A 13549-nucleotide genomic window follows, 5' to 3' on the forward strand; every position below is an offset into this window, starting at 1 on the left:
GACCGGTACACTTTTACTCCGAAATGAACGGACCCCAAAAGACCCGTCAGTGGTACATTTTTACTCCGCCGTTTATAGCGGCGCTGCCGTCAGAATCGGATTCTTCTCCCCGGTCATCATCGAACCGTCCTTGTCACGCGGCGAAAGCTTGGGGATATAGCTGTGGTGCAGCCAGTTAAGGTGCGCCGTGTCGAGCGAGCCTTCCACGCCCTGGAAAAAGTTGCAGTGCGCCATTGTTCGCGTGGTCCACACATGTCCTTCCGGAAGCTCCGTGAAGGGCAGACGCGGCCGCGGCGGTGGGTCACCTTCGCCAAGATAGACCCACACCATGTCTCCCGCCTCGAAGGTGGGATAATGATTGACCTTGACCCGCGCGGCGAATTCTTTGCCATCCGGGTGATGCGAGGGCGCATCTTCCACATAGCCGTCGGCATGCACCGTCCAACCGTGGAAGATGCAACGCAGGACGCAGCCCTCGTTGCGGGCCAGCGCCATCGATACGCGCCGGTGCGGACAGGCCTGATCGATGAAGCCGATCTTGCCCTCCGGCGTACGCCATGCGACATAGTCGCTGCCCAGAAGGCGAACCTTGAGCGGGGCCGCATAAGGTTTGAGCTGAGTCGGTACCGCGAACGGTATCCAGCTCCACTTCCTGATCATCTGACCCATCGGAGCGTCGCCCTCGACACTGGTCAGCAGTTCATTTTTCGCTTTCGACAGCATTAAAAGGCCCTTCCGTTGACGTCGGTAACGCATTTGAGAATGATGATGCTCACTAATCTCGATTTAGTCAAAGAGATCTCAAATGCAATTAACCTATCTCCATTAATCATTACAGTTGGTTGGTTGCTTCCATCAGTTTGGTGCATCCTACGATCCCTAGATTCATTGACTTGAATCAAATCCGCGTAATCTACTAAAGCCTTATCGGTCACCAGATAATTTAAGCAGCGGAATCAAAGATACCCATAATGTGGGGTCGCTCCCCTGCGAAATGAAGTCTATCGTGTGACCGTACGGACCATATGCTGTTTGAATCGTAGCTCGCATCACTTCACAGATGTCCACATCGATCTACACGGGCGATTCGCTTCTGAAATTGGGCGCTCGCTTTTCACGCAAAGAGGCCATGCCCTCCAGAACATCGGGCCCCGTGAAATTCAGGAATTCGAGCGCCAGCGAAGCGTCGAATGTCGGGCCCGCCTGCCGGAGCCAGTTGTTCAGAGAGTATTTCGTCCACCTGATCGCAGCCTGCGGACCCATCGCCAGGCGCGACGCTATTTCGATTGCCTTCGCGTCGAGTTCCTCATCCTCAACCGCGAGGGAAATCAATCCGATCTCTTCGGCCTTGGCACCCGAAACCGGATCGCAAAGGAGCAGATAATATTTAGCCCGCGCTAGACCGCAAAGCAACGGCCAGACTATCGCTGCGTGATCGCCAGCGGCCACGCCGAGCCTCGTATGTCCATCAATCAGGCGAGCGCCTTTCGATGCAATGGAAATATCCGCCAGCAATCCGCAAACCAGCCCAGCACCTACAGCCGGCCCCCTCATCGCACTGACGATCGGCTTCGAACAATTGATGACGTTGTAGACGAGATCCTTGGCTTCCCTCCACGTCCTGGCGCGCACGTCGAAGTCATTGATCACATCCTCAATCATCGCAAAGTCGCCGCCAGCGGAGAACGCCTTCCCCGCTCCAGTAAGGATAACAGCGGAAACCTCTGGATCAGCATCAATGTCGCGCCAGATGGTGCCGAGTTCTTCGTGCATGATAGTATCGGCCGAGTTCAATGATTCTGGATTATTCATGATGACGCGCAATACGCGAGGTGCGGCAAATTCGATCTTAAGCCGTTGATATTTTGAATAACGCTCTGACATAGATACTACTCCGAATTATATGCTCACAACTCCCGAGCCGCCCGTTTTCATCCGAAGCAGCTAGCGGCCAACAACCGCCAACTTCACGATCTCGCGACGCGATTCCCGGTATTGGTTCCCCGCTGATGAAGGGACGACCGCTTTTTCATCTACCAACCTATCGCACGTTCGATTTTTGCGCAACCCTTCCCGCCAACCGGAATCACCTGCAATCGAGAGCGGTTGGGTGCAATGCGCCCGAACATAAACAAGCTTGAGTATCACAGGATTCCGGTGACAATCGCGGATCGATCAGACCCGTTCAGACACTGTCGCATCGAGTGTGTGTCAAGATTGAGAAGCGGCAAGTGCAAAGTGATTGGTCAGGCATGGGGCTTGATTGATTGGGCATCAAGTGCGCAGAGTCGTTTTGCGCTAGACCTCACCACCGCCGACGGTACCACTTGCCCGGAGACGGACGAGGTCTGCTTGTGCGACCCCGAGATCGGCGAGAACAGCATCGGTATCGGCGCCAGCCAGCTTCGGGGGAACCGGCTCGGACGCCGGAGTACGACTGAAGCGAGGAGCGGGGGCGGGCTGATCAACACCGCCCAGCCGAACCACAGCACCGCGAGCCTGATGATGCGGGTAGTCTCCAACCTCGGACACTTCCAGGACACCGTTCAGGCAGGAATCGCTGTGCTCCAGAAGATCGACCCAATGTTGACGCGACTTACCAAGAAACAGCTTCGTCAGCGCCTCGCGCAGCATTGGCCAGCGCGCTCGATCGGCGTGCGCTGATGCAACCTCGGGGTCAAGGCCGACCTTCTGCGCGAAAGTGGCGAAGAATTTGGGTTCGAGGGCACCGAACGCAACGTACTTGTTGTCCGAGGTCTGATAGACGTCGTAAAATGGTGCGCCGGTGTCGAGCAAGTTGGTGCCGCGTTCGGCAGACCAGCTTCCAGAAGCGCTAAATCCAAAGAACGGGGCAAAAAGCAGCATCGCCCCGTCGATCATGGCGGCATCGACCACCTGCCCCTTTTGCGAGCGATGGCGCTCAACAAAGGCGCACACCATGCCAAACGCAAGCAGCATCGCTCCGCCACCATAGTCACCGATAAGGTTCAGAGGAACCGCCGGTCGCTCACCGGCCCGGCCCATGGCATTGAGAGCTCCAGTGATGGCCAGGTAATTAATATCATGGCCGGCCCATTGGGCTAATGGGCCTTCCTGCCCAAAGCCGGTCACGCGACCAAAAACAAGACCTGGGTTACGGGCAAGACAGACATCCGGGCCGAAGCCCAGTCGTTCGGCAACACCGGGTCTGAATCCTTCGATCAACCCATCGCTGCTATCAACCAGCTTCAGAAGCAAGTCCAGTCCCTCGGGCTGCTTGATGTCCAGAGCAACAGACCGCCGGTTGCGCAGCGGGACATCGAGCCGATCGTCGATGGGGATCAGCGCTTCGGGCTTGGCCACACGTTCAATGCGGATGACTTCAGCACCCATGTCACCCAACAGCATTCCAGCCATCGGGCCAGGTCCGATGCCGCCTAATTCGACAATTCTTAACCCAGTCAGGGGTGCCATGTCCGATTTCCCAAAATCACGTTGTTGTTTTTTCGTCCGGCCAACCGACCGGACGAACAATGCCTCAGGTCCGACCGATCAAGAATCAGTGGCCGGATAATAAGTCTCTTCGTTTTCTGCCATTTTCCTCAGCTGCTTGCCCGGAGCAAAGCGCGGGCCATATTCCTGGGCCATCCGGTCACAGCGCGCAACGAACTCGGGCACGCCGACCATATCGATGTAAGACAGCGGCCCGCCGGTCCATGAAGCAAAGCTCCACCCGAGCAGCGATCCGACATCTGCATCGGCCGCGGATCGAAGCACACCTTCTTCCAGACACCTCGCGGTATCGACAGCCTGGATCGTAAGGAGCCGCAGCTTGACCTCTTCATGATCAGGCTGGTGCGGAGCGATCGGGGCCAACTTAGCCAGCCCGGGCCACAATGTCTTGCCCCCCTGAGGTGAATAGTCGTAGATGCCCTTGCCAATCTTTTTACCCAGCCGTCCTTCATTCTTCACCATATGGGCAATGAATTTAACGGCCGGGGTGATTTCAAAGGCGTCGCCCAAATCGCGGGCCGTCTGGCTGTGGACCTTTTCCACCAGCTCGAGCGAAATCTCGTCCAGGATCGCAAGTGGCGGCATCGGCATGCCGATGTGCCGACCGGCGGATTCAATCCGCGCCGGTTCCACGCCTTCAACCAGCATGCGAACCGCCTCATGGAAATAGGTCTCAAATACGCGACTCGTGTAAAAGCCGCGAGAGTCGCTGACGACGATCGGAGTCTTCCCGATGCGTTTGGAGAAATCCATTGCGATCGCGAGCGCTTCATCTCCGCTTTGGCGACCGGTGATCACTTCCACGAGCTGCATCTTTTCGGCGGGCGAAAAGAAGTGCGTGCCAATGAACCGCTCCGGACGCGACGAAAATTCGGCCAACTCGCTAATCGGGATCGTCGAGGTGTTCGTCGCGAAAATGGCATCCGCCGGCATCGCCTGTTCTGACCGACGGATTACATCCTGCTTGACACTCTTGTCCTCGAACACTGCTTCGACGACGATCTGGACATCAGAAAGCGCCGAAAAATCGGTGGTCGCCTGGATCCGATCGATCGTCGCCTGAACGGCAGCCTCCTTTACGGCGCCAGTGGCCAGGCCGCGGGCATTATAGCGACGTGCATGTTCCCGGCCATGGTCGGCATTTGCCTGATCCTGGTCGATCAGCACGACGTCCAGGCCGGAAAGGGCGCAGACATGCGCGATCGCTGCGCCCATCATGCCCGCGCCAAGGACGCCAACCTTGCGGATCTCGCTGCGCGGAACGCCAGCGGGTCGACGCTCCAGCTTGTTGGCCTTCTGCATGTTCACAAACTGCGTGCGAATGATGTTGCGGGTGACCGGAGAAAGGGCGAGCCGGGCAAACGCCCTTGCTTCCAGTGCGCTGGCGCGGTCGAACGGCGCAGCCCAGCCCTCGTACATGATACGCTCAATCTCGTTCAAGGCCGGATATAAATCGAAATTCTTGCCCCGCATCCGACCATGAAGCATACTGAATTCTATGCCGCCCGCAGCGGTTCGCGGGTCAGGGCCTGGCGGAACAAAGCCGGGCTTGTCCCAGGGTTTGACCGCTGCGTCCGGTCCGGCAGAGAGCACCCAATTTTTCGCTGCCGAAATCAGCTCCGCTGCCGGCGCTATCTCGTCGATCCAGCCGGCCGCCTTTGCCTTTTCAGCGTTGAGGGTCCTACCCTCCAGGATCAGGGGTAGCGCCGTGTCCGCTCCCATCATACGTAGAGACCGCTGTGTTCCGCCAGCCCCGGGGAGCAGCCCCATTTTGGCCTCGGGCAGGCCAACGACCAGTTTGGGCGCATCCGAAGCGATGCGGTAGTGGCAAGCAAGGCACAGTTCCAGTCCGCCCCCAAGCGCCAAGCCATTGATGGCGGCGACAAAAGGCTTTCCACCTGTTTCGATGCGCCGCAGCAGGCGCTGGAAATTCGTCACATCGGACATGATCGCGGCGACGCGATCCTGTTCCGGCAGATTGGGCGACATCATCCGGCCCAGGCGATCAAGTTTTCCGCCAGCACTGAACGACGACTTACCGCTGGTGATGACCGCACCCTTGACGTCGGGATTGGCCAACACCGCTTCGATCGCCTCTTCAAACTGCCCGAACGTATGATCGTCGAACACATTCATTGACGTATCACGAGCATCCCACGTGATGAGGGCGACGCCATTCGAATCGATTTCGGTTGTAAAGTCCTGGTTCATGTCAAACCCGTTCAATGATGGTTGTTGTTCCCATTCCTGCGCCGACGCAGAGGGTAATGAGGCCGTTCGTCAGATCGCAACGCTCCAGCTCGTCGAGAACGATGCCGACCAGCATCGCGCCCGTCGCACCGAGGGCGTGACCCATTGCGATCGCCCCTCCGTTCACGTTGAGGCAGTCGGGATCGATGTTCATCTTGTCCCGGAAAAACATCACAACGGCCGCGAACGCTTCGTTTATCTCGAACAGGTCGATGTCTTTCGCCGTCATACCTGCGCGCGCCAGCACGGCTTCGCTCGAGGCGACAGGACCAGTCAGCATTATCGAGGGCTCGGAGCCCAGCGAACCGAAGGCCCGGATACGCGCGCGAGGCTTCAGACCTGCCCTCTGACCACTTTCAAGCGTACCAAGGAGAATGGCTGCCGAGCCGTCTACAATCCCGGATGAATTACCGGCGTGGTGGACGTGATTGACCCGCTCGATTTCCGGATAGCGCATCTGGATGACGGAATCGAAGCCATCCTTTTCCCCGGCAGTCTCGAAAGATGCCTTGAGTTTCGCCAGTGTTTCGACCGTCGTTTCGGGACGAATGTGCTCGTCGCGATCCAGAACAATCTCGCCAAGCTCGTTCTTGACCGGAATGATCGAACCGTTGAAACGCCCCTCTTTCCAGGCCCTGCCCGCGCGCTGTTGGCTTTCGACCGCAAATGAATCGACGCTCGTGCGATCATAGCCATTCAATGTTGCTATGGCATCGGCCGAGATGCCCTGGGGAACGTAGTTGAGTATGCGAGCTACAGTCGGATCGGCAAAGAATGCGCCGCCGCTCGACCCCATGGGCACCCGGGACATGGATTCCACGCCGCCCACGACGACCATGTCTGCTTGCCCGGACATAATTTTGGCGGCACCCACGTTTGTAGCTTCCAATCCCGAGCCACAAAAACGGTTTAGTTGCAGGCCTGGAACCGTTTCCGAATATCCTGAAGCCAGCGCCGCAATGCGGCCGATATTGCTGCCCTGGTCCGACACCGGCTCCACACAGCCCATCACCACATCATTTATGAGGCCCGTGTCCAATTTGTTGCGGTCCCGCAACGCCCTGAGGGTCGTCGCGGCGAGTTCGACAGGTGTCGTCATGAACAGCGCGCCGTCCTTGCGCCCACGCCCGCGCGGCGTCCGAACGGCGTCGTAGATATAGCAATCGGTCATAATAATGGGGCCTCTCGATTTTGATCCTGTCGAATTTTTCGGCTTTGTCTCGCAATGCCAACACTAGGTAGCTTGTCGATCCCGGAAAAGAGCGTCGCGTGGCTGGTTGGTGAGCGCCGAGCGAAGCCAGGCACACGCCTCATCAAGGAATGCGGCGGCTTCCGGCAACGCACCTGCGAGCATGAAGAAACCGTGGTTCATGCCCATCGCGCGCTGCAGCGTCACATCGACCCCTTCACTTGCCAGCCGATTCGCCATCGCCTCTCCCTCATCGCGCAGGACATCGCATTCGGCGGACACAAGCAAGGTGGCAGGCAATCCGGCACAACTTTCTGCCCGAAGCGGACTCGCGTATTGGCGGCCTTCTGCGCACTCTTCTGCGAGATAATGATCCCAAAACCAGCGCATCTCGCTGGCAGTAAGCCCGAAACCCTCCGCGAATTCCCGGTAAGAAACAAAATCTCCCGAGTAATGGTCGGTGACCGGATACATCAGCAATTGCGCGCGCAGGAAATTCCGGTCACGCAAGCGCAGTGCACACATTAACGCAAGATTTCCACCTGCGCTATCTCCAGCGACTGCACACTGTGACCCCAGCGCATTCAATTCGGACGCATTCTCGCATGACCAAATGATTGTGGATACGCAGTCATCGATCGCGGCGGGATACTTGTGTTCGGGGGCAAGACGATACTCGGGCGCGATGACAACCGCCTGGACCAACCCGGCAATCCGGCGACACAAATCATCATAGGATTCAAGGTCGCCCAGGACGAATCCGCCGCCATGGATGAAGGTCACGATCGGAAAAGGGCCGCTTCCCACCGGCGTGTAGACCCGGATCGGGATCTCGTTCGCACCGACCGATATGGTTCGGTCTTCGACTTTCGCAAGCGGCGGCGGTGGCTGCTTCTTTGGAACGCTCAGCCACAAGTCGCGTAACTGAACGCGGGCCGCTTCCGGAGAAAGCTGGTCCACGCGCGGCAAGGCTTCTGCGAACTGCAAACCCGCTTTGATCTTAGGATGCAAAGGCATCACTTGGTTCCTTTTCCGGGCCTCTTCGCCGCACCGCTGTTCCTGCCAAAACTACTGCGCTTGCCGTGCAGCTGAAATGGCCTTTAGTTCCTCGAACACACCAGGGTCTTCGAGACCGTCGACATTGCCGGGCGCCTCGCCCAGCCAGGCAGCGCGAGCGAGTCTTCGGACAACCTTTCCGTTTCGCGTTTTGGGCAATCGAGGCACCACTGCCAGCGCCTTGGGTCGGAAAGCCTTGCCCAACCGCTCGGTGACGATTTTCGCTGCCCGAGCCTCCGCGCCTTCCTGACTTGCCGGATTGACGACGAGCATGATGACGATCGCCTCGCCGGAAAGTGCGTCTGGCACGCCGAACGCGACAGCTTCAATGATATCCTTCCCGTCGGCAACTATGGCCTCGATCTCGGATGGACCGATACGCTTACCAGCAATCTTCATCACGTCATCACAGCGACCGAGAAGCGTGAAATGCCCATCCTCGTCCTCGATCGCAAGGTCGCCGTGCATCCAGATGCCGGGGACTTTGCTCCAGTAGGATTCGATGTAACGTTCCGGCGTGCGCCAGAAACCCATCGTCATTCCAACGAAGGGCTCGAAAATGGCAAGCTCGCCCGGCACACCCTTCACGCGATTGCCCGATGGATCGACTATGCCTGCGCTCATTCCGATGCCGATACTGTTGAAACCACCCGGCCGGATTGGACGCATTACGCTATTGCTGAGAATGGCTCCGGAGACTTCGGTACCCCCAGTATAATTGATGATCGGCAGCCGCCCTTGACCGAAACGCTTGTAATACCATTCAAAAGCATCGAAATCGATGATTTCGCCAGCCGTGATCAGAACCCGGAGCTGGTCGGCAGCTGGCGCGAGTGCTGCGTCTTCATTGGCGGCGAACGCTCGGATGGCGCTGGGCGATGTGCCAAAGTGCGTCACGCCATGCCGGCCCGATATCGCCCTCAGGCGTCCATAATCTGGCTGATCGGGAGCCCCGTCATACAGGACGAGCGCACCCTTCAGCATAAGCGGCGAGATGATCGAATAGGGTCCGACCATCCAGCCCATGTCGCTCATCCAGAAAAGTCGATCGCCCTGCCGGAAATCGAAATGATAGGCCGCGTCTTGCGCGACGCGCAGCGGAAAACCGGCGTGAACATGAACTGCCCCTTTTGGCTTACCAGTCGTTCCCGAGGTGTACATGATGATGCACGGATCCAGCGCTGCGGTGTCAACCGGCGCGATCGTACCGTCGTTTTGTGCAATCACGTCCTTCCATCTGACATGCTGGCAGGATGGCGGCGGCGATCCAAGGACATCAACCAGAACAAGGCTCTCCAGCGTTGGTACTTGTTCCATCAGCGATTCCGCCGTGGCTGTCAGCATCACCGGCTTGCCTCGACGCAGGAAACCGTCCGCGCAGACGAGCGCTTTCGCCCCTGCGTCCTGCAGCCGCGATGAAGCAGCCTCAGGACCGAAGCCGCTGTAAAGAGGAACGGCGACCGCGCCGATATAGCCAACCGCAAGAAACGCAAACACTGCCTCAGGAATGTTCGGAAGGAGCAAGCCAACGCGATCTCCGCGCTCAATGCCGAGCCCAACGAGCCCGGCGGCAAAGCGGCGAGTCTCGTCGGCCAAGGCGTCATAACTGAATTGCTTGCTGTTCCCCGCCTCATCTTCCCAAATCAAGGCGAGCTCGGCGCCACCCTTCCCGAACTCGGGGGAACGCATGCACTCGGCGGCAAAGTTGAAACGCGCGCCGGGGAAAAAGCGCGGCCACTCCTTGCCATCGGCAAGGTCAGCAAACTCCTTGCTCGGGCGCTCGAAAGCAATGCCGAGTTGGTCGAGGGAAACATCCCAGAATCGTCCCGGCTCGGCAGCGGCAGTTTCCAGCAAGGAGTCGTAGGTTTCGACACCCATTCGCCGCATAAGCTCGGCGATGTTCGATCCGGTCAGGTAGTCTTCGCTCGGGAGCCAGACCGAACCGTCACTGCCAGCTACCAATGCCGCCGCGTCTTCCATAGTTAGCCCTTGATCTTCGTGAGCAGTTTTTCGAGCCGCTCGTGATGTTCGGGCCGCTCGAAGAGATAGGCCTGAACATAGGCCTCGTAAGTCACGCAGGTTTCAAAGTCAGTTTCTTCAGCACGGATGAAGGCCACCTTCGTCGCCGCATTTGCCCGCCGCGGCGCAGAGGCTGCCACCTTGCGAGCGATCTCTATGGCTCGCGCGACCACCTGGTCATCGGGGCAGACGTCCACAAACAGTCCCAGTTCCTTGCCCTCTTGCGCGCCGATCGTTGCGCCAGTCAACATAATGTGCCGCGCGCGCATCGACCCGACCAGGCGTGGAAGGGTATATGCGCAACCCATATCGCCGGCGCAGGCGCCAACGCGCCCGAACGCGAACATGTATTGCGCGCTCTCGCCAGCGATTGCGATGTCACACGCAAGACCTAGTGAGACCCCGCCGCCCACGGCCACACCGTTCACCGCAGCGATGATGGGCAGGTCGAGTTGCCTGATGCCATGGACCAGGCGGCTGAAACCCCGGACCTTTTGGAACTGTGATTCCATATCGTCATCGTCCGCCTTCAGCGTCTGAACAAGGTCGGCGCCTGCGCAAAAGCCCTTGCCCTTGCCGGTCACCACAATGGCTGAAACCGAAACATCGGATTCAAGCTCGCGAAGGATGCGCAAGAATTTTTCTGGAAACTCTGGCCCCAGCGGATTTCGTTCGGCTGGGCGATTCAAATGCAGAACGGCCACATTGTCGATTCGCTCGACGATCATTTCCGCCTCTACGCCGCTATCATCCAAAGCGTTCTGCATTTCCGCCATTCCTGTCTTCCTTGTTCTGAAACCCATAGAGCACGTATATCTGGTCGCCACCCACAAAGGGCAATACAAGCGCGTCGAATCGCGCCTTCAGCGCCAAACAACGCATTCGCCAAAATAATGTACTTTCGTTTACCTAACGAACGTTCTATGGAATTTCAACCAGTGCCTTCAGGCTCCACAACACAATTATCATCGAGGACAAAATGAACTCTCCCTATCTGACTGAAGAACACGAAATGCTCCGGGCGCAGGTTCGTCGATTCGTACAGGAGGAGATCGTCCCTTACGGAGACCAGTGGGAAAAGGACGGTGAAACCCCTCGCTCGCTGATTCGCAAGATGGGCGAACTTGGCATGCTCGGCGTTCGCTTCCCGGAGAAGCTTGGCGGTTCGGGCATGGATGTGCTGAGTTGGATCATTCTTGCCGAGGAACTGGGTCATTCAACCTATGGTGGCGTCACCACGACAATCATGGTCAGCACAGCGATGGCCGCACCGCATCTTGTGAACGCCGGGACCGAAGAGCAGCTGAAGAAATATGCCCCCGGTATAATCAGCGGTGATCTCCTCTGCGCAATCGGCGTCTCAGAACCGGACGCCGGATCCGACGTCGGCGCCTTGAGGACCAATGCGCGGCGCGATGGTGACGACTGGATACTGAACGGCACCAAGCTTTACATTACAAACGGCTCGAATGCCGACCTCGTGTTCGTCGCCGCGCGCACTGATCCCAAGGCCACTGGCGCCCGCGGCGTCAGTATGTTCATTGTGGAAAAGGGCATGCCTGGCTTCAGCGTGGCGCGACGCCTGTCGAAGATGGGTGATCATTGCAACGAAACCGCAGAGCTCGTCTTCGACGACTGCCGGGTACCGGCGGCAAACCTGCTCGGTGAGGAAGGCCGGGGTTTCTATGCAACGATGCAAAATTTCCAGGGAGAGCGACTCGTTGTCGCGGCCATGGCAATGGGCGAAGCGCTCACGGCACTACAACTCACCTTGGACTACACCCGCATCCGCAAGACTTTCGGCCTGCCGCTGATTGAGCGCCAGGTGGTGCGTCAGAAGCTGGCCATGTTGCATGCCAAGGTGGAGGCCGGCCGGCAGTTTCTCTATCATACCGCATGGCTCGATTCGCAGGGAATGAACCCGATCCAGCAGGTGTCGATGTGCAAGGCATATTGCTGCGAGGTCGTGAACGAGGTGATGTACGCCTGTCAGCAGTTCCATGGGGGATTTGGGTACATGCGCGAAAGCAAGATCGAGCGGATGGTTCGTGACGCCAGACTTCACGCGATTGGCGGAGGCGCGACCGAAGTGATGCTTGACGAGGTCGCAAAGCGCTGGGACGAACAAATTTATTGAGTCCCCCAATACGGATACTCCGGTGCCATCGGGCAGATTTGATCGTATGTACCGACATTGTTGCAGGCGTTGGCGCATATTAGCAACGCGTGCAGCGCCATAGCTGATTCTGCTCCTACGAGGAGATGGTAATCCAATGACTAATTCTGAGCCGGTTCGACGGCCTCCATCGCTGGTAGACCCTATCTTTCCGCTTGCGAAGCTGGCTGGTGAGAGGCCGGAGCCGCCTCGCTGGTTTGATGACGCCCTGCAAATCAAGCCCGAACGGAGTTTCTACGTTGTCGACGGGGTTGAAATTGAACTCCTTACCTGGGGAAAGATCGGTAATCCAGGCCTCCTGTTCGGCCACGGTTATGCGGGCCATGCGGACTGGTGGGGCTTCGTCGCGCCGTTCTTTGCAGAGCAATACCGCTGTGCCTCGTTTTCGTTGTCGGGAATGGGCCGCTCCGGCCATCGCCCGGACCATCGCTACAGCACGGCGGCCTGGGCCCGTGAAATGGAAAGCGCAGTAGCCGCCGCGTCTCTTGATGCATCGGGCACGCCCCCGGTCATCGTCGCCCAATCCATGGCTGGATTGGTAGCTGCACGCTTGTTGGCCTCCAACGGGTCGTTCGGCGGTCTGATCGCGATCGATTCGGGTTTTAATTTGTCCGATACGCCCGAGCGCGACAACACGCTTATCATTCAGGGTCATCGCAACCGACTATTCTCTACCGTTGCGGATGCGCTCGCCCGTTATCGCCTTTCACCCGACCAGGATTGTGCCAACCTCTACGTGCTGGATCACCTGGCCAGATTGTCGCTGCGTGAGCGCGACGGTGGCTGGAGTTGGCACCTCGATCCGAAGATGGTCACAGAGTTCAACCAGTACTGGCGGAAGGAAGAATTGCGTCAGCTTCCCTGCCCAGTTTCCTATATTTTTGGCGAGCGATCATCGCTGGTGGCGCATCGCATCGACGAATTGAAGGATTCCTTTGCCCCGTCGACGAAATTCATCGGCATCCCGGACGCCGACCATAATGTGCTGGCCGACCAACCAATTGCCTTGATCGTCGCCATCCGGGCAGTGTTGGAGAGCTGGCGCACGTGCGCGCCGCGCCCCCGTTGATGCTGTTGGACTGACGCCTCAAAAAAGTATCCCGTCAAAAAAGTATCCCGGTTTTCGATTTTATATTACCGTGCTGAAGAAAAATGCGAGCTTAACTGTTTCGGGAGTAGCCCGGCGCAGGCTGGCCAGGTACGCATCCTGAATTACCATATAGAGAGTTTGCGGGCCTTCTGACAAATGGCTCTTGATACCCACCCGTTTCTATCTAATAATAGGTAGGTATGTTGATTGTCGCTGAGAAGTGACCCGGTATTTTCATCGAGAAGTGACCCGGCTGGTTTATGTCCCGCGTTGCGGG

Annotated in this window: 10 protein-coding genes; 2 read left to right on the forward strand and 8 right to left on the reverse strand. The window is 58.0% G+C overall.

The genetic code is table 11. The features are described from left to right. Positions 1 to 72: 72 nt before the first annotated feature. The 8 genes from L3X40_RS18810 to L3X40_RS18845 all read right to left on the reverse strand — a co-directional run bounded on the left by L3X40_RS18810 (position 73) and on the right by L3X40_RS18845 (position 10773). The gene (locus tag L3X40_RS18810) at positions 73 to 723 is read right to left on the reverse strand and encodes a Rieske 2Fe-2S domain-containing protein (protein WP_237366961.1); all 651 of its coding nucleotides are present in this window, start codon (positions 721 to 723) and stop codon (positions 73 to 75) included. 351 nt (positions 724 to 1074) lie between these two features. After that, positions 1075 to 1884: an enoyl-CoA hydratase/isomerase family protein gene (locus tag L3X40_RS18815; RefSeq protein WP_237366962.1), complete on the reverse strand. Its 810-nt coding sequence runs from the start codon at positions 1882 to 1884 to the stop codon at positions 1075 to 1077. 414 nt (positions 1885 to 2298) lie between these two features. Further along, complete coding sequence (locus tag L3X40_RS18820) at positions 2299 to 3453, reverse strand: CaiB/BaiF CoA transferase family protein (RefSeq protein ID WP_237366963.1); 1155 nt, start codon at positions 3451 to 3453, stop codon at positions 2299 to 2301. Positions 3454 to 3531: 78 nt separating this feature from the next. Then, on the reverse strand, positions 3532 to 5703 hold the full coding sequence (locus L3X40_RS18825) for a 3-hydroxyacyl-CoA dehydrogenase NAD-binding domain-containing protein (protein WP_237366964.1): 2172 nt from the start codon (positions 5701 to 5703) through the stop codon (positions 3532 to 3534). Position 5704: 1 nt separating this feature from the next. Further along, a complete protein-coding gene (locus L3X40_RS18830; protein ID WP_237366965.1) occupies positions 5705 to 6913 on the reverse strand; it encodes an acetyl-CoA C-acetyltransferase in 1209 nt (402 codons plus the stop codon). Positions 6914 to 6976: 63 nt separating this feature from the next. After that, positions 6977 to 7948, reverse strand: coding sequence for an alpha/beta hydrolase (locus L3X40_RS18835; protein WP_237366966.1), 972 nt, complete (start codon positions 7946 to 7948; stop codon positions 6977 to 6979). Positions 7949 to 7999: 51 nt separating this feature from the next. Beyond that, complete coding sequence (locus L3X40_RS18840; protein WP_237366967.1) at positions 8000 to 9967, reverse strand: AMP-binding protein; 1968 nt, start codon at positions 9965 to 9967, stop codon at positions 8000 to 8002. A 2-nt stretch (positions 9968 to 9969) separates the two neighbouring features. Continuing rightward, the gene (locus L3X40_RS18845) at positions 9970 to 10773 is read right to left on the reverse strand and encodes an enoyl-CoA hydratase/isomerase family protein (protein ID WP_237366968.1); all 804 of its coding nucleotides are present in this window, start codon (positions 10771 to 10773) and stop codon (positions 9970 to 9972) included. A 212-nt stretch (positions 10774 to 10985) separates the two neighbouring features. Between L3X40_RS18845 and L3X40_RS18850 the strand changes: the two genes are divergently transcribed. Both L3X40_RS18850 and L3X40_RS18855 read left to right on the forward strand, forming a co-directional pair. Further along, positions 10986 to 12143, forward strand: coding sequence for an acyl-CoA dehydrogenase family protein (locus L3X40_RS18850; RefSeq protein ID WP_237366969.1), 1158 nt, complete (start codon positions 10986 to 10988; stop codon positions 12141 to 12143). Between the two features lie 136 nt (positions 12144 to 12279). Beyond that, positions 12280 to 13251 carry an alpha/beta fold hydrolase gene (locus L3X40_RS18855; protein ID WP_237366970.1) on the forward strand — a complete coding sequence of 324 codons (972 nt, stop codon included), beginning with the start codon at positions 12280 to 12282 and terminating at the stop codon, positions 13249 to 13251. Positions 13252 to 13549: the final 298 nt, after the last annotated feature.

Source organism: Rhizorhapis sp. SPR117 (assembly GCF_021742065.1).